This is a genomic window from Variovorax sp. RCC_210 (genome assembly GCF_041355175.1).
In the GTDB taxonomy this organism is placed as follows: Bacteria; Pseudomonadota; Gammaproteobacteria; order Burkholderiales; family Burkholderiaceae_C; genus Variovorax.
This window is the reverse complement of record NZ_JBFUPJ010000016.1, coordinates 100,618-123,405: the sequence shown is the minus strand read 5'-3', so window position 1 is coordinate 123,405 and position 22,788 is coordinate 100,618. Positions and strand designations below refer to the sequence as shown.

Annotated in this window: 21 protein-coding genes; 6 read left to right on the top strand and 15 right to left on the bottom strand. The window is 70.7% G+C overall.

Annotated elements, in window-relative coordinates:
* Nucleotides 1-16: 16 nt before the first annotated feature.
* Complete coding sequence (gene ruvA / locus AB6807_RS32460) at nt 17-589, top strand: Holliday junction branch migration protein RuvA (protein WP_116909525.1); 573 nt, start codon at nt 17-19, stop codon at nt 587-589.
* Between the two features lie 86 nt (nt 590-675).
* Nucleotides 676-1,542, top strand: a complete 867-nt coding sequence (locus AB6807_RS32455) for a hypothetical protein (protein ID WP_371087799.1) — start codon at nt 676-678, stop codon at nt 1,540-1,542.
* 34 nt (nt 1,543-1,576) lie between these two features.
* Here AB6807_RS32455 and AB6807_RS32450 read toward each other — a convergent pair whose 3' ends face one another.
* From AB6807_RS32450 to AB6807_RS32420, 7 genes are all read right to left on the bottom strand, one after another.
* Complete coding sequence (locus AB6807_RS32450) at nt 1,577-2,581, bottom strand: Bug family tripartite tricarboxylate transporter substrate binding protein (protein WP_371087798.1); 1,005 nt, start codon at nt 2,579-2,581, stop codon at nt 1,577-1,579.
* A 25-nt stretch (nt 2,582-2,606) separates the two neighbouring features.
* A complete protein-coding gene (locus AB6807_RS32445; protein ID WP_371087797.1) occupies nt 2,607-3,863 on the bottom strand; it encodes an alkyl sulfatase dimerization domain-containing protein in 1,257 nt (418 codons plus the stop codon).
* Nucleotides 3,860-5,173: a DUF1254 domain-containing protein gene (locus tag AB6807_RS32440; protein ID WP_371087866.1), complete on the bottom strand. Its 1,314-nt coding sequence runs from the start codon at nt 5,171-5,173 to the stop codon at nt 3,860-3,862. The genes AB6807_RS32445 and AB6807_RS32440 overlap by 4 nt, the downstream gene beginning before the upstream one ends.
* A 138-nt stretch (nt 5,174-5,311) precedes the next feature.
* Nucleotides 5,312-6,712, bottom strand: coding sequence for a DUF1254 domain-containing protein (locus AB6807_RS32435; RefSeq protein WP_371087796.1), 1,401 nt, complete (start codon nt 6,710-6,712; stop codon nt 5,312-5,314).
* 50 nt (nt 6,713-6,762) lie between these two features.
* On the bottom strand, nt 6,763-7,704 hold the full coding sequence (locus tag AB6807_RS32430) for a Bug family tripartite tricarboxylate transporter substrate binding protein (RefSeq protein WP_371087865.1): 942 nt from the start codon (nt 7,702-7,704) through the stop codon (nt 6,763-6,765).
* Between the two features lie 53 nt (nt 7,705-7,757).
* The gene (locus AB6807_RS32425; RefSeq protein WP_371087795.1) at nt 7,758-9,923 is read right to left on the bottom strand and encodes an acetate--CoA ligase family protein; all 2,166 of its coding nucleotides are present in this window, start codon (nt 9,921-9,923) and stop codon (nt 7,758-7,760) included.
* 53 nt (nt 9,924-9,976) lie between these two features.
* Complete coding sequence (locus tag AB6807_RS32420; RefSeq protein WP_371087794.1) at nt 9,977-11,038, bottom strand: porin; 1,062 nt, start codon at nt 11,036-11,038, stop codon at nt 9,977-9,979.
* A 294-nt stretch (nt 11,039-11,332) separates the two neighbouring features.
* Here AB6807_RS32420 and AB6807_RS32415 point away from each other — a divergent pair, with 294 nt between their 5' ends.
* Nucleotides 11,333-12,007, top strand: a complete 675-nt coding sequence (locus AB6807_RS32415) for a Crp/Fnr family transcriptional regulator (protein ID WP_371087793.1) — start codon at nt 11,333-11,335, stop codon at nt 12,005-12,007.
* 31 nt (nt 12,008-12,038) lie between these two features.
* On the opposite strand, the gene AB6807_RS32410 is transcribed toward AB6807_RS32415, so the two are convergent.
* From AB6807_RS32410 to AB6807_RS32380, 7 genes are all read right to left on the bottom strand, one after another.
* The gene (locus AB6807_RS32410) at nt 12,039-12,629 is read right to left on the bottom strand and encodes a YdeI family protein (RefSeq protein ID WP_371087792.1); all 591 of its coding nucleotides are present in this window, start codon (nt 12,627-12,629) and stop codon (nt 12,039-12,041) included.
* Complete coding sequence (locus tag AB6807_RS32405; RefSeq protein ID WP_116909523.1) at nt 12,626-13,582, bottom strand: phosphatidate cytidylyltransferase; 957 nt, start codon at nt 13,580-13,582, stop codon at nt 12,626-12,628. The genes AB6807_RS32410 and AB6807_RS32405 overlap by 4 nt, the downstream gene beginning before the upstream one ends.
* The gene (locus tag AB6807_RS32400; protein WP_371087864.1) at nt 13,579-14,268 is read right to left on the bottom strand and encodes a lysophospholipid acyltransferase family protein; all 690 of its coding nucleotides are present in this window, start codon (nt 14,266-14,268) and stop codon (nt 13,579-13,581) included. The genes AB6807_RS32405 and AB6807_RS32400 overlap by 4 nt, the downstream gene beginning before the upstream one ends.
* Nucleotides 14,269-14,351: 83 nt before the next feature.
* Complete coding sequence (locus AB6807_RS32395; RefSeq protein WP_371087791.1) at nt 14,352-14,792, bottom strand: hypothetical protein; 441 nt, start codon at nt 14,790-14,792, stop codon at nt 14,352-14,354.
* Nucleotides 14,785-16,155 (bottom strand): phosphatase PAP2/dual specificity phosphatase family protein, encoded by a 1,371-nt coding sequence (locus tag AB6807_RS32390; RefSeq protein WP_371087790.1) that lies wholly within the window; start codon nt 16,153-16,155, stop codon nt 14,785-14,787. The genes AB6807_RS32395 and AB6807_RS32390 overlap by 8 nt, the downstream gene beginning before the upstream one ends.
* 31 nt (nt 16,156-16,186) lie before the next feature.
* Nucleotides 16,187-17,953 (bottom strand): bifunctional alpha/beta hydrolase/class I SAM-dependent methyltransferase, encoded by a 1,767-nt coding sequence (locus AB6807_RS32385; protein WP_116909520.1) that lies wholly within the window; start codon nt 17,951-17,953, stop codon nt 16,187-16,189.
* 45 nt (nt 17,954-17,998) lie between these two features.
* Nucleotides 17,999-18,643 carry a CDP-alcohol phosphatidyltransferase family protein gene (locus AB6807_RS32380; RefSeq protein ID WP_371087789.1) on the bottom strand — a complete coding sequence of 215 codons (645 nt, stop codon included), beginning with the start codon at nt 18,641-18,643 and terminating at the stop codon, nt 17,999-18,001.
* Between the two features lie 97 nt (nt 18,644-18,740).
* On the opposite strand from AB6807_RS32380, the gene ruvB reads away from it, so the two are divergent.
* Both ruvB and AB6807_RS32370 read left to right on the top strand, forming a co-directional pair.
* Complete coding sequence (ruvB, locus tag AB6807_RS32375) at nt 18,741-19,805, top strand: Holliday junction branch migration DNA helicase RuvB (protein ID WP_116909518.1); 1,065 nt, start codon at nt 18,741-18,743, stop codon at nt 19,803-19,805.
* A gap of 6 nt (nt 19,806-19,811) precedes the next feature.
* Nucleotides 19,812-19,952, top strand: coding sequence for a hypothetical protein (locus tag AB6807_RS32370; RefSeq protein ID WP_371087788.1), 141 nt, complete (start codon nt 19,812-19,814; stop codon nt 19,950-19,952).
* 118 nt (nt 19,953-20,070) lie between these two features.
* Here the strand turns inward: AB6807_RS32370 and AB6807_RS32365 are convergent, their stop codons facing one another.
* A complete protein-coding gene (locus AB6807_RS32365) occupies nt 20,071-21,813 on the bottom strand; it encodes a lysoplasmalogenase family protein (protein WP_371087787.1) in 1,743 nt (580 codons plus the stop codon).
* A gap of 94 nt (nt 21,814-21,907) precedes the next feature.
* Between AB6807_RS32365 and AB6807_RS32360 the strand changes: the two genes are divergently transcribed.
* On the top strand, nt 21,908-22,777 hold the full coding sequence (locus tag AB6807_RS32360; protein ID WP_371087786.1) for a UDP-2,3-diacylglucosamine diphosphatase: 870 nt from the start codon (nt 21,908-21,910) through the stop codon (nt 22,775-22,777).
* Nucleotides 22,778-22,788 lie beyond the last annotated feature (11 nt).

Below are 22,788 nucleotides of genomic sequence, written 5' to 3'. Positions count from 1 at the left end.
AGGAAAAAGGGCACCCATGATAGGCAAACTGACCGGCACCCTCGCCGAACGCAACCCACCGCAGGTGGTGGTCGACTGCAACGGGGTCGGCTACGAGGTCGACGTGCCCATGAGCACGTTCTACAACCTGCCCAACGTCGGCGCGAAGGTGTCGCTGCTCACGCACTTCGTCGTGCGCGAGGACGCGCAGATTCTTTATGGCTTCGGCAGCGCCGAGGAGCGCGCGGCCTTCCGCCAGCTCATCAAGATCACCGGCGTGGGCCCGCGCACCGCGCTGGGCTTGCTGTCGGGCATGAGCGTGGGCGAGCTGTCGCAGGCCATCACCACGCAGGAGCTGGGCCGGCTGGTGAAGATTCCCGGCATCGGCAAGAAGACCGCGGAGCGGCTGCTGCTGGAGCTCAAGGGCAAGCTGGGCGCCGACATCGGCCTGCCCACGCACGCCGCCTCCGACGCGCAGGCCGACATCCTGCAGGCGCTGATCGCGCTGGGCTACAGCGACAAGGAAGCCGCGCTCGCGCTGAAGGCGCTGCCGAAGGACGCGAGCGTGAGCGACGGCATCAAGATGGCGTTGAAGTCGCTGGCGAAGTGAGCCAGCGAAGCGGATCGAGGGTGCCGCGGGTGTCACGGGTGCCACGGGCATCTCGGGCATCTCGGGCATCTCGGGCGTGGTCGCGCGTGCAGGCGCTGCGCCACGAGTCGGTGCGCAGCGACGAGCTGCTGCTGGGCGCCGCCCTGGCCGGCTGCGTGCCGATCCTGCTGGTGTACGGGTGCGCCGGCCTCGTCTACGGCAACCTGCCGATGTTCACGCCCGTCGGCCTCGTCGACATGCCCGGCGCCTGCGCATGGCTCACGTCGGCGTTGGCCTTCGCGCTGGCGATCCTCACCACCGACTGGCTGGTGCGCGGCGAGCTGTCCCTGGCGCCGCCGAAGGTCGCGGTCACGGTGGTGAAGCAGGTGTGGCGCCCGGGAACCTTTCCGTCGCCATCGCTGCCGCCGCCCGTCATCGCGCAACCCCGCTCGTCGGCGCTGCGCATCGGCTGCCTGCTGGTGGCGGCCGTGGCCTGTGCCTCCGCGCTGGTGGGCCGCGCCACGCTCGCGCTGGGCTGGCAGGCATTCGCGCGGCCCGGCGGCCTCGCGCCGCAGGCCGAGTGGCCGCTCTTTCCGCTGCAATGGGCCTGGCCCTGGCTGTTGCCGCTGGCCCGCCGCCCGGTCGTGCTCGGGCTGCTCGGCGCGGGCGCGGTGCTGCTGGTGGCCGCCTACCTGATGAACTGGCGCAAGGTGCGCGGCGCGTGGTTTCCGTTCCTCACCGTGCTGCCGATGTTGATGGCGCTGAACTTTCTGGGTGACGCGGGCTTCGATTTCGCCGCCGCGCGGGGCCTGGGCGGCCTGAACGAGCCCGAACTGGCCAGCGCGCTGGCGCAGCAGCCGGGCCGCTACAACGTCTTCAACTTTCTCAGCCTCTGGGGGGCCATCGGCTTCGGCACGGTCGGGCTGATCCTGGGCTTCTGGTTCGGTCGCTCGCGCGTCATGGACGAAGACTGAGGGCTAGTTCGGGCCTGCTCGGGCCTGTTCGGACTTACTCCGGCGTGAGCCCGATGTCCTTCACCAGCGCCCCCCAGTCATGCAGGTCCTTGCGGATCGTCTCGCCGAACTGCTCGGGCGTGTTCTGCGGCAGGTCGGTGAAGTTCAGCTCGCGCAGGCGCTGCACCACCGCCGGATCCTTCAGCGCCTGGTTCACCGCTTCGTTGAGTTTCCTCACGACGGCCGGCGGCGTCTTCGTGGGCGCCAGCAGGCCGTACCAGGCGTAGGTGGTGAAGGGGTAGCCGACCTCGGTCATGGTCGGCACGTCGGGCAGCATCGGAATGCGCGAAGGGCCGCTGTTGGCCAGCGCCTTCAGGCGCCCTGCGCGCACGATCTCCACCGTGGAGGACATGTCGGCGAAGGCCGCGTCCACCTGGCCGCCCAGCAGGTCCTGCACGCAGGGGCCGCTGCCCTTGTAGGGCACGTGCGTCATCACCAGGCCGGCCTGCTTCTTCAGGCTTTCCATCGCCAGGTGCCCGCCCGATCCGTTGCCCCAGGAGCAGTAGCTCAGCTTGTCGGGCCGCGCCTTGGCGTAGGCGACGAACTCCTTCAGTGTCTTCACCGGCAGGTCGTTGCGCACCAGCAGCAGGTTGCCGCCGCGCCCGATCTGCGCCACCGGCGCAAAGTCCTTCACCGGGTCGTAGGGCAGCTTCCTGTACAGGCTCGGGTTCACCACCATGGCGGCGGCGTAGGTGAACAGCAGCCGGTAGCCGTCGGGCGTGCCGCGTGCCACCAGGTCGGTGCCGAGGATGCCGTTGGCGCCCGGCCGGTTGTCGACGATGAAGGTCTGCTTCAGCCGCTTGCCGAGCGCGTCGGCGATCAGCCGCGCGATGGTGTCGGTACCGCCCGCGGCGGCCGTGGGCACCACCAGCGTCACCGGCTTGTCGGGCCAGGCGTCAGGCCCCTGTGCGTGGCCCGCGGTGGCCGCCAGCGCAACCAGGGCGCCGCAGGCCAGCGTGCGCAGCCGGGGCACGGGGTGCGGGAGAAATCGGGTTGTCATGGTCTTGTGTCTCCTGCGAATCGAATCATTGAATACCGAAGCGCGACTGCGTGCCCTGCTCGATCATGTCCGCGCTCACGCGGTACAGGTTGCGCGACACGTAGCTGGGCACCTGCAGCGCGCGCTGGCGCAGCCACTCGGCCTTGAGCGAACGCGCCTCCGCGATCTCCGTGGCTTCCCCGCTCGCTGTGGCCAGCAGGTCGATCACGTGCAGCGCCAGCTGCCAGTGGCCGTCCCGCGCCAGCGCGCGGGCCTGCGCGATCACGCCGCGCTTGTCGGTGATGGCGTCGGCCACGGCGCGGCCGATGTCCTCGGGCGGCGCGGGGTGCAGCGAGGTCGGGTTGCGGTCCCACCAGCCGTTCTCCGAGCGGTAGATGTCGCGCACGATGTAGCCCGGGTCGCCGTAGGTGGGCTTCATCCATTCGACGCCGAACAGTTCATCGGGAAAGCGGATGCGCGCCAGCGTCTCGCGCTCGTTGAACCCCTCGTTCATGAGCCGCACGACTTCGGCGCGCAGCCAGCGCAGCGCGCGGGCGGTGTGCATGAGCACGTGCCGCACCTGCTCCTCGCCTTCGAGCGTGGCACCGAACTCGCGCACCGCCTTGCGCGCGCCGAGCGCCGCGAGGGCCTCGAGCGTGTCGGCCCAGCGCACCGTGTCGCGCATCGTGCGAAAGGGCGTGCCGATGTTGGGAATCGAGTCGATCAGCGCCGCGCCGCCGTAGAGCACGCGCTGCGCCGGGCTCCACAGCGCGAGGGCGTCGTCGGTTTCCGAAGGTGCCCAGCGCAACTCGATGCGGCGCTCGCCGTGGCCGATCTGCAGCCGGTCGTCGAAGGTCTCGGTCGGCGCGTGCATGGCGAGCCGGCGGTCGAAGAAGCCCGCGGGCCGGTTGAACTGGATCTCGGCCATGCGGTGCTGCAGCGCCTCGGTCTCGCGATAGCGGGCATAGCGCCGCGGCACGTTGCGGTGCGCGATGACGCGCGGCGGCGCATCGCCGCGCTGCGCCGCATGCGCGAGCCACATCGGCACGCCGGCGTTGTAGCCCACATGGCCGTGGCTGTAGCACAGCGCATGCAGGGGCGCGTCGCTGAGCGCGCGCACCGCCTCGATCATTCCCTGCGTCACCGGGCCGCCCGGGCCGGCATCGACGACCACGAGCCCGACGTCCGTCTCGGCCACGAAGGACTGGCCCTGCCCGCGCAGGATGTGCAGGCCCGGCGCGACCGTCTCGGTGCCGCTGCCCACGATGAGGAAGGGCTTCTCCTGTTCCGCGGCGGTGTTCATGCAGCCTCCCCGGCGCGCACCAAAGCCGGCAGCATGTAGCGGCCGTCCAGCATCTCGGCGCGCGGCAAGTAGGCGCGCAGGCAAAGATAGAAATCGCCTTCGGGCGCGGGCAGCCAGTTCGCCTGCGCGGCCTCGCTCTCGTTCTCGGGTCGCGCGTGCTGGATGTGCAGCGTGAGCCCACCGTCGGCGTCGTGCTTCAGCCCCGGCGTGCGGTCGCCGATGGCGTAGCGGTCGATGGGGTTGCCGACCAGCATGTAGTCGCGGCTGTCGTACATCGTGAGCGACCAGAAGGCGTCGACCGGCGGCAGGGCGCCGGGTGCGAAGCGCAGCGTGTAGCGGTGGCTGCCGTGCAGCGCGCGGCCCGCCGCGTCGCGCCACGCCAGCGGATAGGTCGCCTCGCGGCTTTCGAGCATGCCGATGTACTTGAGCGCCACCAGCGCGCGCGCCAGGTGGTCGTCGCCGAAGCTGCCCTCCACCAGCGGCATCTGCACCCAGCCGCTGGCGGTGGTGGCGCCCGACTGCGCGTTGCGAAGCCGCGGCAGCACGGCGTCGAGCGCGTGTTGCAGCCGGGCGCGTTGCGTGTCGTCCAGCGCGTCGGCATCCGACCCGAGCCCGAGCGCCGCGAAGCGCGCGAGCAGGTCGGCGTCGCGCGCGGGCGGCGGGTTCTCGCGCAGCGCGCGGTTCACCTGCGCTGCGAAATGGTCCGCCGTCAGCGGGGCCTTCGCGTCGCTGGCCAAGTCGAAGCCTGGGTCGAATTGCTTCGGTGCCGACGGCCTGCCGGCCTGCGAGTCGCCCAGCGTGCGAACCCGGAAGCCCTCTTGCAGCGCGTTCACCGCCGGCACGTCCAGCGGCCCGTCGACCAGGATGCGCCCGATCACCCACAGCCAGCGCGTGGGCGCCACGATGTGCGCGCCGGCCTCGTCGAAGGCGGCCGGCAACGTGCCCCGCCAGCCCGGCGGCGTGACGATGAAAGAGCGCGCGGCCGTGCCCGTGAGCCGCTGGCCGATGTGCGCGAAGGGGTTCGTATAGAAGTCGAGCAGGCCCAGCACGTAGTAGCGGCCGGCCGTGTCGGGCACGTCGATCACCAGCGGGCCGTCGCCCAGGTCGAGCCAGGCGTTGGTGTAGAGCGTGTCGTTGTTCGGGGTCACGACGCGGCTCTTGCCGGCGCCCAGCAGCTGGCGCGCGTGCGTGAACACGTTGCACCAGCGCAGGGGACTGGGTGCCTCGACGGCGGTGTTGTCCGTGGCGGCGCGGGCAGCGGCGCCGCCGACGATGCGCTTCGGCGAGGTGGCCGCGCGCATGCGGGCCATCTCGTAGAGGGGGTAGGCGTAGAGCACGGCCTGTTCGGCCAGCTCGGCGCCGATATCAGCGCTGGTATCAGCGCTGGTATCGGCGATGGTATTGGCGATGGTATTGGCGACGGTGGTCTCGATCGTTGCCTGCATGGCTCAGCGCTCCTCGACCTGCAGCGCAGGAACGCGCCAGCTCTGCACGCCTTCGCGCGGGTGGTACATGCGCAGGATCAGGTAGAAGCGACCGGCCGGCGCGGGCAGCCAGTTGGCGGCATCCACCGGCCTGGCGTGGCCCAGCACCAGCTCCAGGCTGCCGTCGGCGCCGCGCTTCAGGCCAGGCGTGCGGTCGCCGATGGCATGGCGGCGCAGCGCGTTGGGGTACAGGAAGCGGTCGCTGTCGTACAGCGTCACCGACCAGAAGGCGTCGGCCGGCGGCATGTCGTCGGCCTCGAAGCGCATCGTGTAGCGGTGCTGGCCGTCCAGCGGTTCCTGGCGGGCGTCGTGGTGCGCCGCGGCGTACACCGCCTCGCTGGTGGCCAGCGCGCCCAGGCCCAGGTAGGCGGTGCGCGCGCGGCCCAGGAACTCGCTGCCGTAGCGTCCGGTGGCGGGCGCCATCGACCAGGGCCTGGGCCGGCGGTTGCGTCCCACGGCGCCTACCAACTGCACGCCTTCGGCAAAGCCTTCGACCAGGCCTTCGCGCACAGGCTCGTCCAGTGCATCCCACGAGAACGCGGCGTCCGGCCGCAGCCCGGCCTGTCCGAACCAGGCCACCAGGCCGCGGTCTTCCACGCGGCCCGGCGCCTCGGCGAGTGCACGGCACATGTTGGTGAAGAAGCGCGGCGCCACCTGCGCGGCCGGCTCGCCGTGCTCGAAGGCCGCCGCCATGGCGTCCACGGGCGGACCGGCCCAGTGTTCGACGGCACCGGGGCGTCCGTGCAACGCGGTGCCCGGCGCGGGCGCCAGCTTGATCTCGGACTGCAGCGCGCGCGCGGCCGGCCAGTCGCCTTCGTCGCCGACCAGGATGCGCCCGATGAGCCACACCAGGTCGGTCGGGCAGCGCACCACGCGGTGGCCCGCGAGCGGCTCCGGCACCGTGCCGCCGGGGCCCACGAGCACCACCGTCTCGCCTTCGGGGTTGCAGTTGCGCGGCCCCAGGTTCTCGAAGTTCTCGGTGTAGGCGTCGTACAGCGGCAGCACGAAGTAGCGGCCCGGGTGCCGCGTCGCCGCGGGCACCGTCAGCAGCATCGGCCCGGCCGCCAGGTGAACCCAGGCGATGGTGTAGAGCAGGTCGTTGGCGGGCGTTACCACGTCGCGGTCTTCGTCGGTGGAGGGGCGCGGCGCGTGGTGCAGCGTGTTCAACGGCGCGCGCACGTCCGAGCCGTGCGAGGCGCCGGCGCGGCGCTCGGCTTGCGGCGCGGTCTGCAGGGCGCAGGTGCGATAAGTCTCGGTGAGTGGGTAGCCGTAGACGAAGGCGGCCAGGCCGATCGACCGGGCGAGCGACTTGCGCGCGCGCGCGACGGGGTCGGCGATGGCGGGACGGGATTCGGGAGCGTTCATTGCAGAAAAACCTCTTGGCTGGAATGCATGGAAAAAGCGGATGCGGGCGCTCAATCGAGCTTCACGCCCGTGGCCTGCGTGAGCCGCAGCGTCACGGGAAGGAAGGCCTTGTAGGCCGCGGTGGCCTCGGCCGGCAGGTTGCCGAGCGGCTCGGCGCCCAGTTCCTCGATGCGCCGGGTGACCTCGGGTTGATGGATCACCGCGCTCACCTCGCGACCGAGCCGCTCGACCACCACGTCGGGTGTCTTCGCCGGCGCCATCAGCGAGGTCGGCCCGGTGAGCGCGTACACCTCGTCGGTGTAGCCCTGCTCGGCGAAGGTCGGCACGTCGGGCAGCGCCTTGGCGCGACGCGGGCCGGCGACCGCAAGCGCGCGCAGCTTGCCGGCCGCGATGTACGGCTGCAGCGTGGTGACGGAGCCCACGGTCATGTGAATGACGCCGCCGATCAGGTCCACCGCCATCGGGCTCTCGCCCTTGTAGGGCACGTGCAGCGTGCGCAGGCCGTAGCTGCGGTCCATGTACACCTGCACCTGGTGCGGCTGCGTGCCCGGCCCCCACGAGCCCATCGCGTAGGTGCCGGGCGCGGCCTTCACGGCGGCGATCAGGCCCTTGAAGTCCTTGGCCGGCACCGAGGGGTGCACCGCGAGCACGGTGCGCGTGGTGGCGATGTCCGACACCATGCGCAGGTCGGTGCGCGGGTCGTACGGCAGCTTGCTGTAGAGCACCATGTTCGCCGTCACGGGGCCGGGCACCGTCAGCAGCAGCGTGTAGCCGTCGGGCGCGCTCTTGGCGACGTAGTCGGTGCCGATGATGCCGCCCGCGCCGCTGCGGTTCTCCACCACCACCGGCTGGCCCAGGCGCTTCGACAGCCCCTCGGCCACGATGCGCGCGAGGATGTCGGTGGAGCCGCCCGCCTGGTACTGCACGACGATGCGCAGCGGCTTCGACGGAAAGGGCGCCTGCGCCCAGGCACCGCCGGCCGTGAAGGCCATGGCGCTGACCACCGCGCCGGCCAGCCCGAGCTTGCGAAGCTGTGTCGATGCCGTCATGCGGTGGTCCCCCGTGGGTCGTTCATGGCGCGCCCGACCACCAGCGCGTCGACCGCCACGCAGCCGCCGTCGACCTTCGGCCGCGCGATCAGCGGATTGATCTCGGCGCTGTCCAGCGAATCGCCGGCGCGCAGCGCGAAATCGGCGAGCGCGCACAAGGCATCGGCAATCGATTCGAGGTCGACCGGCGCACGGCCGCGCGCCCCTTCGAGGATCGCGAACGCGCGCAGCCCGCGCACCATGGCCAGCGCGTCGTCGCGCGCAATGGGCAGCGCGCGCAGCGACACGTCGCGCAGCGTCTCCACGTGGATGCCGCCCAGGCCGAACATCAGCACGGGCCCGAACACCGGGTCGCGGTGCACGCCCGCGATGCACTCGACGCCGCCGGACAGCATGCGCGCCACCAGCGCCCCGCCGAGCCGCGCATCGGGCCGCGCGGTGAGCGCGTGGTCGCGCGTGCGCTCGAAGGCCGCGCGCGCCTGCGCCGCGCCGCGCAGCCCGAGCGCGACGCCGCCGACGTCCGATTTGTGCGGAATGTCCGCGCTCACGATCTTCACCACCACCGCGTCGCCGAGGGCTTCGGCGGCGGCCGCGGCCTCGTCGGCGCTGTGCACCACGCGGTGCGCGACCACGGGCACGCCCGCCTCGGCAAGCAGCGCGAGCGCATCGGGCTCGGACATCGTGCCGGGCGGGAGCGTCAGCTGGTCCGATGATCGGTTCGACGGTGGGTTCGGCGGTGGCGTGGAGCCGGTCGAACCCGCCGTGCCATGTTTCAGCCCCGCCAACGCGGCGATCGTGCGGATGCCGTCCGACGGATCGGCGAACACCAGGCAACGCATGGCCTCGAGCTCGGCGCGGCGCTCCGGCGCCAGCAGCGTGCTGATCGCCAGCAGCGTGTCGGGGTAGGCCGCGCGCAGCGAACTCACGAGCCCGCGCAGCACGGGCCAGAACGCGTCCGACGCGCCCGCCGCCGCCAGGAAGCTCATCCACGAACCGAAGCCGCGGTCGTCGAGCATCACGCGGGCGCTGCGCTCCAGCAGGCTCAGGTCGTTGGTGACCTGGCCGGTGATGTCCACCGGGTTGCGCGGCGCCGCGAAGGGCACCCAGCCGCGCAGCGTGGCCTGCGCGGCCTCGCTCAACGGCTGCACATCCAGGCCCTGCGCGGAGGCCTCGTCGGCCATCAGCGCGCCCACGCCGCCCGAGAGCGTGAAGAGGCCGATGGAGCGGTCGCGCGGGCGGCCCGGGCCTGCCACGGCCGCGCTGTGCGCGAGGTCGAAGAACTCGGTGAGGTTGCGCGCGCGCAGCACGCCGTGCTGCCGGAACACCGCGTCGTACACCGCGTCGTCGCCTGCCAGCGCGGCCGTGTGCGAGGCGGCGGCTTCGGCGCCCAGCGCCGTGCGGCCGACCTTGACCATCACCACCGGCTTGCCATTGGCCTGCGCCAGCGCCAGGGCCGCGCGCAGGCGCGGGCCGTCGCGGCAGCCTTCCATGTAGCCCATGATCACGTCGGTGGCCGGGTCTTGCGCGAGCCAGGCCAGGCAGTCCGAGAACTGCACGTCGGCCTCGTTGCCGGTGGTGGCCCACAGCGACAGGCCGACGCCGCGCGCGCGTGCCATCGAGTACGCATACGCGCCGAACGCACCCGACTGGCTCACCAGCCCGATGCGCCCCGCCGCCACGCGGCCCACGCCGGGCGCGGGCGAGAAGGTGGCGTACACGTTGCGCGCGATGTTCATGAAGCCCAGGCAGTTGGGGCCCACCAGTCGCACCCCGGCCGCGCGCGCCTTGTCGCCGAGCCGCGCTTGCGCGGCAACGCCTTCGGCGCCGATTTCCGCGAAGCCCGAAGAGAACAGCACCACGCCCTTCACCCGCGCGGCGATGGCGTCGTCCAGCGCGCTGTCGACCAGCGCCGCGGGCACCGCGAGGATGGCCAGGTCCACCGGCTCGCCGATGGCGCGCAGGCTGGGCCAGGCCGGCAGGTCCTGGATGCGGTCGGCGTTGGGGTTGACCGGGTAGAGCGCGCCGTCGAAGCCGAAGCGGCGCTGGTAGTCGACCGGAATGCCGCCGATCTTCTGCGGGCTGGAAGAAGCGCCGACCACCGCGATGGAACGCGGCGCGAACAGGGCCGAGAGCGATTCGGCCTGGGAGGTGAAGAAGTCCATGGGGCGTGATGAAGCTGGATGAAGCTGGATGAAATGGAATGGAGCAGGGGAGGTCAGAAGTTGTGGCGAATGCCGGCCGCCATGACGCGCACGCCGTTGCCGCTGTCGGGCACGACCGCCACGGTTGCGAGCGTGGCCGAGGCGCCGTGCCGGTTGAGCAGGCGCAGCCAGCGCGCGTACAGCACGGTGCGCTTGCTCAGGTAGTAGTCGTAGCCCAGCGTCCAGCCGAGCTGCGAACGCCCGGTGTCGTCCACCTTGCGCTGCGTGGCCTCGAACATCAGGTTCGACACCGGCGTCACGTTGTAGGTCAGGCCCAGGCTCGCGAGCTTCGCCGCGGGCACCTTGGGCAGGCTCGAGGTGTTGCGCACGTAGTTGGCATAGAGCTGCAGCCCGATGCCCGGCAGCTCGTACGCGCCGCTCAGCGACTGGTAGGTGCTGGTGGCGGGCTCGGCCACGGGCGCGGCGGCCGAGCCGGAGCGCGCGCGCTGGAACGCATAGGCCACGTAGTAGGGCTTGCGCGCCCAGCCCACGCTGCCGCCCAGGAAGTTGCCGCTCTGGTGGCTGGGCGCGCTGGCTTCGCCCGGCGCGTAGGCGATGTCCGCGAAGAAGTCGCTGCTGGCCGGCGTGCGGTAGCGCACCATGTTGCTGGCGCGGGCCGCGAAGGGCGTGAGCCCCGGCTGCGCGTCGGTGGCGGCCACCAGGTTGATCGGCGAGAACACCGAGTTGATGCCGTACGGGTCGGCCTTGAACAGCGCGTAGAACATGGGCGTGTACATGCGGCCCGCGTCGATCTGCCCCCACGGCCCCGAGAGGCCGACGAAGGACTGCCGGCTGAACGACATGGCCGGCCCGGGCAGCGTGCCGTTGCCGGTGTCGGGCGCGAAGCCGCTCTCTAGCGTGAAGTGCGCGCCGAGCCCGCCGCCGAGGTCTTCCGCGCCGCGAAAGCCCAGGCGCGAGGCGGTCTGCCCGCCGTCTTCGAGCCGCCTGGACGAGGCGCCGCCCGACTTGACAAATGCCATGTACAGGTCGACGGTGCCGTAGATGGTCACGCTGCTCTGCGCCAACGCGATCGAGGAGGCCGCCAGCGCAAGGCCGGCGGCGGCTGTCTTCTTCATGTCGTCTTGTCTCCGGTGGGGCTTGCCGCGTGCGGGTGCATGCGGTTGCCGCTTGTGTGCCTCGCGTGCTTGTCGAGGTCCGGTCCTTACGATAGAAACGACGGCCCCCCGAATCTGTCAACGCATTGACAGATTCACGATCACCACGGCAGGGAGAACCCGCTGACCCGACCACCGCCCAAGTCCACCTCCTCCATCGGCAGGGATGCCGAGGAGAACGCCGCGCTGCTCGAGCGCGCGCTGCGCTGGAACGAGCTGTTCTCGCGCTGGCCCGACGCGCGCCGCACGGAGCTCATGAAGTCCGCGCGCCTGGAGCGCTACGGCCGGCGCACGCAGGTGCTGGCGCACGACCGCCACCGGCGCGAGCTGCTGGTGGTGGTGTCGGGGTGCCTGGAGATCAGCAGCATGAGCTCGGGCGGGCGCAAGTACGTCAACGCCCTGCTGGGGCCGGGGCAGGTGGCGCCGCTGGTGCGCCTGCTGGAAGAGGTGCCGCTGGCCTACGACTACCACGCGCATGAAGACTCGGTGATCGTCCACCTGCCCTGCGACGCCGTGATCGCGGTGCTGGACGCCGAGCCCGTGCTGTGGCGCGACGTGGCCAAGCTCGGCCTGCAGCGCCAGCGGCTGAGCATCGTGCTGCTGCAGAACCAGATGCTCAACTCGGTCCACGGGCGCGTGGCCGCCACGCTGATGAGCCTGGTGCACTTCTATGGGGGGCAGGGCCAGGGCCCTGACAGCGCCACGAGCGCCACAAACGCCACAAACGCCTTAAGGCCGGAAGAGGGCGAGGCCATCGGCCCGCTGGTGCGCCTGTCGCAGACCGACCTGGCGGCCATGCTCGGGCTGTCGCGCCAGACCATCAACAAGGAACTCGGGCGCCTGGTGGAAGAGGGCGCCATCGACATGCGCTACAAGCGCATCCGCATCGTCGATGCCGAGCGGCTGGCGCGCATTGCCGCGGGGACCTGAAGCAGCCCGGGGGCTCGGGCGCCCGGATCGCTCAGGAGTAGATCTTTTCGCCCCTGGCCAGCATCTCGACGAACTTCTCGATGCGCCGCGCGCGGGTCTCGGGCTTCTTCGCGCCCTGCGTGCGGAACAGCACGGCGTAGCGGTTCTGCGCGTTCAGCGTGGCGAAGAACCTGGCGGCCGGCGGGTTGGCGTCCAGCGCGGCCTGCAAATCCGCCGGCACGGTGGCCACGCGGGCGCCTTCGTAGGCCGCGTCCCAGCGGCCGTCGGCCTTGGCGCGCTCCACCTCCGCCAGGCCGGCCGGCTGCATGCGGCCTTCGTCGATGAGCCGGAGCGCCTTGTCGCGGTTGATCTGCGACCAGGTGCTGCGCGCGGTGCGCGGTGTGAAGCGCTGGAGAAAGTAGGTGTCGTCGTCGCTCTTGCGCTGCCCGTCGATCCAGCCGTGGCACAGCGCCTCTTCCAGCGCCTGCGGGTGGTCGATGGAGGCCACGCCGGAGCCCTTCTTCGCCATGCGCAGCCACACGCCTGCGGCGCTGGCGTGGTGCTTCTTCAGCCAGCGCTTCCACGCGGCGGCGTTGCCGCACTCGACGGGCTCGTCGTGCACCACGCGCGCCGCCTGGGTCACGGCACCCACCAATAGCGCAGCGCGTGGAAGTAGATGGGCGCCGCGAAGATCACCGAGTCGAGCCGGTCGAGCATGCCGCCGTGGCCTTCGATCATCGAACCCCAGTCCTTCACGCCGCGGTCGCGCTTGATGGCCGACATCACCAGGCCGCCGAAGAAGCCCATGAGGCAGATGGTGAGCGCCATCAGCGCGGCCTGCCACGGGTTGAAAGGCGTGGCCCAGTACAGCGCGGCGCCCAGCGCGGTGGCGCTCGCCACGCCGCCGACCAGGCCTTCCCAGGTCTTGGAAGGGGACAGCTCGGGTGCCACCTTGCGCTTGCCGAAGAGCTTGCCCCACACGTACTGCAGCACGTCGCTGCCCTGCACCACGATCACCAGGAACGCGATGAGCAGCAGGTTGCGGCCCTCGAAGCCCGGAATCTGCAGCGTGAGCAGCGCCGGCACGTGGCTGATGCAGAACACGCACACCATCAGCCCCCACTGGATCTTGGAGGTGCGCTCCAGAAAGCGCTGCGTGTCGCCGCCCACGGCCGCCAGAATCGGAAGGATGAGAAAGGCGTACACCGGGATGTAGATCGAATACAGCCCGTACCAGTCGATCCAGATCAGGAAGTACTGGCCCGGCAGCGCCACGAAGAACGCCAGCGCGATGGCCCCGTGGTCGCCGCGCCGCGTGTAGGCCAGGCTGATGAACTCGCGCAGCGCGTAGAACGAGATCAAATAGAACAGCACGATCACGCCGCCCTTGCCGAAGGCGAAGGCCAGCCCGATGACCGCCACCATCACCCACCACGCGTTCACGCGCGCGTTGAGGTTGTCGATGACCGAGTGCGGCTGGCCGTGCGCCACGCGCCACTTCAGCACCGCGCCGATGGCCGAGGCCAGCACCAGCACGCCGAAGACGCCGCCGAAGAGCTTGAAGGTGGTCCAGGCGAAGGGAGAGAGCTCGATCACGATGCCGCTCCGGGGTTGCTGCCGCTGGCGTGGTTGCCGTTCTGCTCGATGCGGTCGTACTCCGGCCGCAGGTCGAGCATGGCCTGGCGCGCGCGCGCCAGGAACGACACCTTGTCTTCCTCGGCCGCCAGCACGATCGGCGTGCCGAAGCGCACCGTGCAGGCCAGCGGAATCGGCACCAGCACGCCCTTGGGCAGCACGCGCTTCAGGTTCTCGATCCACACCGGCACCAGCCGCACGTGCGGGCAGGCGCGCGCCAGGTGGAACAGGCCGCTCTTCAGCGGCAGCAGGATGTCGTCGCCGGTGTTACGCGTGCCCTCGGGGAACATGATGAGCGAGTCGCCGCCCTCCAGCGCCTCCTTCATCTGGTCGACAGGGTTGCCGCCCTGGCCGGAGCCGTCGCGGCGGATCATGAGCGCGTTGAACACGTCCTTGCCGATGAAGTTGCGCAGCTTGGAGGCCTCCCAGTAGTCCTGCCCCGCGACCGGCCGCGTGAGCGCACGCAGGTCGGGCGGCAGCGTGGCCCACAGCAGCACGAAGTCGCCGTGGCTGGTGTGGTTGGCGAAGTACAGCGTCTGCTCGGCCTTGGGACTGGTGCCCGACCAGATGGCGCGCACGCCGGTCAGCAGCCCGGCCGCGCCGATGATGAGCTTGCCCGCCACGATGGCGAGGCCGCGCCGCAGCACGGTGCTGCCGGGTTGGCCGGCCGCACCGCTGCTCGAGTGGCTGTTCGCGTGGCCGTTCTCGTCGTTGTTCTTGTTGTCGTTGGTCAAGAGAGGTCCTGTGTCATCAATGCAAGGAGAAACATGGCGCTCTGGCAGGCGACCACGATGGCGTGGCGCTGCAGCAGTTGGCGGGTGCCCTGCACGCGGTCGGCGAGCGGTCGGCTGGCAGGCTGCGCGTCGGCGGGGCGCAGCCCGAGGGCCGACAGCGCCTGGTCGAGCGCGCCCAGCGAGGCGACCGTGTTGCGCGCGAGGCCGTCGAACAGCGCCTCGTCGAAGCGCAGGCGAAACGCGAAGTAGCGCTCCAGCGCGCCGAGGATCACGACCGCGCCGAAGCCCATGGCCGCGGTGCTGGAGAGCGAGCGCAGCGTCAGCGCGAGCACCAGCGCGGCGATGCAGGTAAGCGCGAAGCCCCACAGGGCCAGCAGCGCGGCGGCGCGCAGCAGGCCGGCCAGCGCGACGCAGGTGGCGCGGTCGTTGTCAGTCATGGCGCGGGACCTCCGAAACATGCGAACGAGGCGAATGAGGCTTCAACGGTTCCAGCGACGCGCGCCATGCGCCGCGCAGCACGATCTGCGGGCGCGCTTGCCGCACCGCCGCTTCGGCCTGCGCCACGCCGCCGGCCGTGCCGTAGCGGCCCAGCCAGGCGATGGTCGCCGCCGCGCTGCGCGAGAAGCCGAGCGCGCAGCAGACCCACACCGGCGCGCCTTGCGCACCGCGGCGCTGGCCTTCGATGACGGCCGCGGCGCGCTGCAGCCGCACGGTGGGCGGCACCGTCAGGTCGAGCAGCGGCACGCAGCGCGCATGCGGCACGCCGGGCAGCTGCAGTTCGGCGCACAGGCTGACGAGCCGGGGCTGGCCGGCGGCCCGCCATTCGGCGTGCGTCGGCCGGCGGCCCAGCCGCAGGCCGGGCACCACCTCGACCGAGGCCGGCAGCTTGCGCGTCCACAGCCAGGCGTTGACGGCCGCGCCGAGCCGGTAGGGCGCGAACAGCCAGCGCGCGGCCCAGCCCATGCGGCCGTGGCCGTTCATCTGGAAACCGCGCGCGCCGAAGCCCGCGTAGTTGAGCGCCACCAGCGCGAGCGAGGCCGCCGGCCAGCACAGCCACAGCGCGACGCCGCCGCCAAGCAGCGCGGCGGCAAGCAACAGCAGCGCACCGAGCGCGTAGAACCCCGCCAGCTTCCAGCGCTGTGCGTCATGCGTGCGCTGCCACGCGCGCGGCATCGACACCACGCGCTCCAGCGGCCACAGCCACACGCAGAAGATGCCGAGCAGCGCGCCGGTCGGAATGTCGATGAAGTGGTGCTGCCACGTCGTCAGCACCGACGCGCAGATCGCGAAGGCCCACACATGCAGCACCAGCCGCGCCCAGAGCAGCTTCGGCCCCTGCAGGAACTGCCGGTACCAGTCCCACAGGATCACCGCCAGCGCGATGTGCAGCGACGGCGCCTGGTTGAAGGGCTGGTCGAAACCGCGCAGCGCGTTGAACAGGAAGGCCGGCGCGCCTTCGACAGGCGGCTGCCCGAAGCTGAAGTGCAGCGGCCACGCGATGAAGCAGCTGCACGCGATCAGCGTGGCCGTCACCAGCCGCAGCGCGTGCCGGTCGAGCGTGTGCTCGCTGCGCGCCAGGAACAGCGAGAGCGCGTAGAAGACGTTGATGGTCCAGTACGGAAAGATGGTCCACGGCCAGAACGGCACATGGCGCTCCCAGCCGAAGGCCATCGACGGCACGTTCGCGCGCGTGGTGGCCCACCAGTTGGCGAAGCCGTAGGTCGAATAGAACAGCGGCCCGAGCAGCACCAGCCACAGGGCGGCGCGCTTCCACGGTCGGCGTGCCAGCCACGCGGTCATTGCAAGGCCCCGGTGGTGGCCGCGGCGGCGCTCATTGCCCGGTGCGCACCGCCAGCGACACCGTGAAGATGCCCCACTCGTCGACCCGCTGGTCGATCTTGCGGAAGCCCGCTTCTTCCACCAGCTGGTCCATCTCGTACTGGGTGCGGCGGCGCATCACCCAGGCCTCGCCCTGGCGGTGGCTGGTGAGGGCGCGCGCGATCATTTCCAGCTGCGGGTGCCACGGCTGCCCGGTGTAGACGAGGTAGCCGCGGTCTTCCACCGCGTCGCCTACGCCCGCGAGCGAGCGGCGCACCATCTCGTTGTCGGGAAACAGCTCGTACAGGCCCGACACCACGGCCAGCGTGGGCCGCGGCGTGACGCTGGCCAGGCTGATGCGGTCGAAGGCGTCGGCCTGTACGAACTGCGCGACGTCTTCCAGGCCCTTTTCTGCGATGAGCGCGCGGCCGTCGCGCACGTTGATGTCGCTGTAGTCGCGCAGCAGGATGGAGCTGGCCTTCACCGGGCTGGCCTGCACCGCGTCGAGCACGTAGCGGCCGTGGCCGGCGGCGATGTCCATCACGCGCACCTCGCGGTGCATTTCCGCGAGCCGCTCCATGGCGATGCGCAGCAGTTCTTCCACATGGATCTTGCGCTGCCGAATGCCGCGCCAGCCGATGGAGTTCAGGTAGGTGTTGTCGATGGAGCGGCCCAGCGCCGAGCTGCCCTTGGGCTGGTTGCGGTACACGTAGTCGAGCGTGCTGCCGGAGTCGAAGCCGGTGTCGTGGCCCAGCTTGATGCCCTCGGACATGGTGCCGCCCAGCTTCAGGCTGGCCCGGGTGACGGCCCAGTACGCGCCGCGCGGCGACAGGGGCGACAGCGGCTCGGCCAGCGCGCGCGACTCGTCGGCCGTGTCGCCGCTCAGGTGCGCCTCGCGGCGGTCGACCGGCACGGCCGGCTCGTCGAAGCGCTGCAGGATGAACTCGCGGATCTGCGCGACGGCTGGCGCGCGGTCTTTCTCGCCGAGCGTGTCGTGGAAGAAGCCCGGCAGCTCGGTCTTGGTCTTCACCGCGCTGCCCAGGCGCTCGAAGAAGCGGTGCTGCGGCTTGTGGTGCACCACCCAGTCGGCGCCCGAGATGAGCAGCTGCACCGGCAGCGTGATCGCGTTGGCGTCGGCCACCACGCGGTCGGCGGCCTCGTACAGACCCAGCAGGATGTTGACCGCGATGGGCCGCGAGATGAGCGGATCGCTCTCGTAGCTGGCGATGCGCGCCGGGTCGTGCGTGAGGAACTTGGCCTTCACGTAGCTGTTGACGAAGAACAGGCCGCGCAGCTTGTGCATCAGCCCCAGCCCGGCGCGCGCGAACGGCACGTACAGCTTCACCTTGAAGGCCGGCGAGGCCAGCGTGAGGCCGCGCACCTTGGGCGCGTAGTCGTGCGCCCAGGTGGCGATCAGCACGGCGCCCACGCTCTGCGCGACCACGTGCATGTCCTGCTCGGGCACGCCGTGCGCGGCGGTGATGTGCTGCACGAAGGTCTGCACGTCGCGCACCGAGGTGCCGAAGCTCGGGCTGTAGCCGCGCTGGCCGGGCGAGCGGCCGTGGCCGCGGGCGTCCCAGGCGTAGAAGTCGAAGTCGGGCAGGTCCAGCTCGTCGACCAGGTGCGCCATGCGCGCACCGTGTTCGTGGCCGCGGTGGAACAGCAGGATGGCGCCGCGCCGTTGCGCACCCGTGGCCGGCCAGCGGCGGTAGAACAGCGATTCGCCGTCGTGCGTCTGGAACTGCAGTTCTTCGGGAACGCGTTGCGTGATGTCTGTCATTGAATCCCTGTGAGTCTTTTATTGGTGTGTTCGAAAGTCGTCGGCTCAGCGCGGCGGGGCGGACGCGAGGGGCGCGGCCTCGGTCTTTGCGTCAGCCTCCTCGAGCGCGCGGCGAATGCGGTTGACCGTGGTCCAGGCCACCAGCACGGCCAGCAGCGGCATCAGCCAGGCCGTCCAGCCCGGCAGCGGCCAGCCCAGCGCCACGTACAGCCCGAGCGCGCCGAACACGAAGGCCCGGTCGCTCTTGCCCAGCGGGCCGTCGTAGCGGCGCGAGGCGCCCACCGTCGGGCCCAGCGCGCCGGCAAACTCGCTCAGGCCCGCCAGCACGATCACCGTGCCGACCCAGAAGCCGCTGAACGGCGTCACCAGCGCAAAGGGCAGGTACAGCGCCGCGTCGGAGACCACGTCGGTCAGTTCGTTGAGGAAGGCGCCCAGCCTGCTCTGCTGGTGGTGCTCGCGTGCCAGCATGCCGTCGATGGCGTTGAAGGCCATGCGCAGGAACATCCACAGCGGGACCAGCGCGAAGGCCGCCAGCGAGGGGGCCGAGAAGAAAAGCCAGAGCCCGAGGGCGACCGAGACCACGCAGGCCGCCAGCGTCACCTGGTTGGCGGTGACGCCCATGCCATGCAGGCGGACCACCAGCGGGCGCAGCAGGCCCTGGAAACGCGGCTTCAGTTCGTAGATCGACACGTGCTGGCTTCCCCTCGTTTGTTATATGGCCACATGCATGGCCGAAGCATTCTGCCAGTGTGGCAGGCACTAAACTCGTAGTCGAAACACCCCTTCCATGACCATCCAGACCGACGATTTCGCGCCCGCCCCCCAACGCGTGGTGTCCGCCGCCCCCGCTTCGCCCAACGAAGAGGCGATCGAGCGGGCCCTTCGCCCCAAGCTGCTCGACGAGTACGTCGGCCAGGCCAAGGTGCGCGAACAGCTCGAGATCTTCATCGGCGCCGCGCGCAAGCGCAAGGAAGCCCTGGACCACGTGCTGCTTTTCGGGCCGCCCGGCCTGGGCAAGACCACGCTGTCGCACATCATCGCGGCCGAGCTGGGCGTCAACCTGCGCCAGACCTCGGGCCCGGTGCTCGAGAAGCCGAAGGACCTGGCGGCGCTCTTGACCAACCTGGAGCCCAACGACGTGCTCTTCATCGACGAGATCCACCGGCTGAGCCCGGTCGTCGAAGAAATCCTGTACCCCGCGCTGGAGGACTACCAGATCGACATCATGATCGGCGAGGGCCCCGCGGCGCGCAGCATCAAGCTCGACCTGCAGCCCTTCACGCTGGTGGGCGCCACCACCCGCGCCGGCATGCTGACCAACCCGCTGCGCGACCGCTTCGGCATCGTGGCGCGGCTGGAGTTCTACACGCCCGAAGAGCTGGCGCTCATCGTCACCCGCAGCGCGCGCCTGCTGAAGGTGGAAACCGACGAGACCGGCGGCTTCGAAATCGCCCGCCGCTCGCGCGGCACGCCCCGCATCGCCAACCGCCTGCTGCGCCGCGTGCGCGACTACGCCGAGGTGAAGGGCAACGGCCGCATCACCGAAGACATCGCGCACAAGGCGCTGGCCATGCTCGACGTCGACCCGCAGGGCTTCGACCTGATGGACCGCAAGCTGCTCGAGGCCGTCATCCACCGCTTCGACGGCGGCCCGGTGGGGCTGGACAACGTGGCCGCCAGCATCGGCGAAGAGCGCGACACCATCGAGGACGTGATCGAGCCCTATCTCATCCAGCAGGGCTACCTGCAGCGCACGCCCCGCGGGCGCATCGCCACGCTGGCGGCCTACCGCCACCTGGGCGTGGTGCCGCCTTCCGGCCGCGCCGAGGGGCCGGACCTTTTCGGCGCCTGAGCCCCGATGCACGCCCATGAGCTGGGTGCCTGGAAGCACGACCACCAGTTCGGCGCCGACACCGCGTCCGCCGAGCGCAGCACGCGCCTGGTGATGTGGATCACCGCCGTGATGAGGGTGGTGGAAACGCAGCGCTGCGTCGACTAGGGCATTGCTCCTTCCCCCTCTGGGGGAAGGCTGGGATGGGGGCAGGCAGAGCGCCCGATGGATAAGCCGCTTGCCCCCACCCCGGCCCTCCCCCAGCAGGGGAGGGAGAAATCCGGACTCAACCCGCCTTGCGCGCGTGCCGCACGATCAATACCTGCGCCGCGTAGTACGTCCCCAGCACCCACAGCGACGCCAGCGGCAGCGGCGACACGAACCGGTTCGTCGCCAGCAGCGCGTCGCTCAGCATGAAGAAGCACGCGCCCACCGCCACCCACGCGGCCCCCGCGTCCCTGCCGCGCAGCACCGCGGCCCGCCCGATGGCCTGCGCCGCCATGCACGCGATCACGAGCACATACACCCCGACCGGAATCCGCAAGGCCACGGGCAACCCGCCGTGCCAGAGAAACGCGTACATCCCCACGCCGATCAGCAGCGTCGTCGCCAGCGCCCCGCGCCGCGGAAACAGCCCCACGCCGATGCGGAACAGCGCGATGTACGCCAGGTGCGCCAGCAGAAAGCACACCAGCCCCGGCACGAACAGCTTCGCCGAACCCATCAGCAGCACGTCGCCGGCGAGCGAGGCCACCAGCCCGGTCAGCAGCAACCCGTCGAAGGCATGCACACCACCGTGCGCCACCGCGCGCCGCGCGGCGAAGAAGATGGCGATGAGCAACGCCAGCGGCTTGCACACGTGGTGCAGCTCCGCAAGGCCCAGCGCCGCGCTCGCCGTGGCCAGCGCCGCCGCCTCGACCAGCAGCACCTCGGTGACCGACAGCCGCCCTTGCAGCACGCCGCCGATGGCCCACAGCGACGCCGTCAGCGCGGCCAGCCACACGGCCGCCTGCGCAAGCGGCACTGTGTCGGAGAACCACAGGAACACCGCCACGCCCGCAAGCAGCAGCACGAACTGCACGCCCGCGAACCACTGCACGCCGGCGGACACCGCGGGCTCGTAGCGCGTGACCCGTGCGATGTCGAAGGCCGGCTTCGGAAAGCGCGCCGCCACGTCCGCCGGCCGCCAGCCCGGCGGCTTGAACCACACGCGCAGCTTGTCGGCCCAGCTGCGCGCGTGCCATGAATCTTTCGCCAGCGCCCAGTACACCTCGGCGTTGGCCCACAGCGGGTCCCAGCTGCGCAGCTCGCCGCGCGTGCCGTACACGCAGCGCTCGTCCTCTTCGCGGAAGGTGCCGAAGAGACGGTCCCACACGATCAGCACGCCGCCGTAGTTGCGGTCCAGGTAGCGGTCGTTCACCGCGTGGTGCACCCGGTGGTTCGACGGCGAGCAGAACCAGCGGTCGAACCAGCCCAGCTTGCCCACCTGCTCGGTGTGCACCCAGAACTGGTAGAGCAGGTCGATGAGCGCCACCACGCCGAACACCAGCGGCGGCACGCCCGCCACCGCCATCGGCAGGTAGAAGAGCCAGCCGAACAGCGCGCCGCTCGACGTTTGCCGCAGCGCCGTCGACAGGTTGTAGTGCTGGCTCTGGTGGTGCACCACGTGCGCCGCCCACAGCACCGCCGACTCGTGCCCCATGCGGTGCAGCCAGTAGTAGCAGAAGTCGTAGAACACCAGCGCCAGCAGCCAGCCGTACCACGTGGTCCAGAACTCGCGCGCGGCCTCCTGCGGAAAGAGCGCCACCGCCGAATACACCGCCGTGTAGATGCCGATGCGCAGCAGCCCCGTGAGCACCGCGCTGATCTGGCTCAGCATGCCCAGGCCGATGCTGTTCACCGCGTCGGCCAGCCGGTAGGTGTCTTGCCCGGTGCCGCGGCGCGCCCGCACGCGGCCCACCGCGAACTCGATCGCTATCAGAAGAAAGAACACAGGGGTCGCAAGAACGATGATCTGGCCAGGGCGCATCGCGGGATTGTGGCGTTGCCCGCCGGCCACGCGTCACCGGGATGTCACGGGTATGCCATCGCGCGGTCATGCGGCAGTGGGAGCCTACCCGTCCATGCAACGCGACGACGCTTTCCTTCGCGCATGGCGCGACACCGCGACCCGGGCCCTGGAGCCGGACGACGAAGACCGCGTGCGCGAGCCGCTGCGCTTTCGCACCCTGTGGATCTCCGACCTGCACCTGGGCACGCCCGGCTGCCAGGCGCGGGCGCTGCTCGACTTCCTGAAGCACACCGAGTGCGAGACGCTGTTTTTGGTCGGCGACATCATCGACGGCTGGCAGCTCAAGCGGCACTGGTACTGGCCGCAGGCGCACAACGACGTGATCCAGAAGCTGCTGCGCAAGGCGCGCAAGGGCACGCGCGTGATCTTCATTCCGGGCAACCACGACGAGTTCGCGCGCAAGTACCTGCACCACAACTTCGGCGGCATCGACGTGGCCGAGGAATGGATCCACGAGACCGCCGACGGGCGCAAGCTGTGGATCATTCACGGCGACCTGTTCGACGGCGTGATCCAGTGCGCCAAGTGGTTGGCCTACGTGGGCGATTCGCTCTACGAATTCACGCTCAAGCTCAACCGCCATCTGAACTCGCTGCGCGCGCGCATGGGCTTGCCGTACTGGTCGCTGTCGAAGTACCTGAAGGGCAAGGTCAAGCGCGCCGTGAGCTACGTGGGCGACTTCGAGGCCGCCGTGGCCCGCGAGGCACGCAACCGCGGCGCGCAGGGCGTGGTGTGCGGGCACATCCACCACGCGGAGATGCGCGACATCGACGGCATTCTGTACTGCAACGACGGCGACTGGGTGGAAAGCCTGACGGCGCTGGCCGAGCATGCGGACGGCACGCTGGAGATCATCGACTGGGCGCAGCACATGCCGGTGCCGGCGAAGACGGCGGCGCAGCGCGAGGCTGTCGCGGTCTGAGGGCGGGAAGA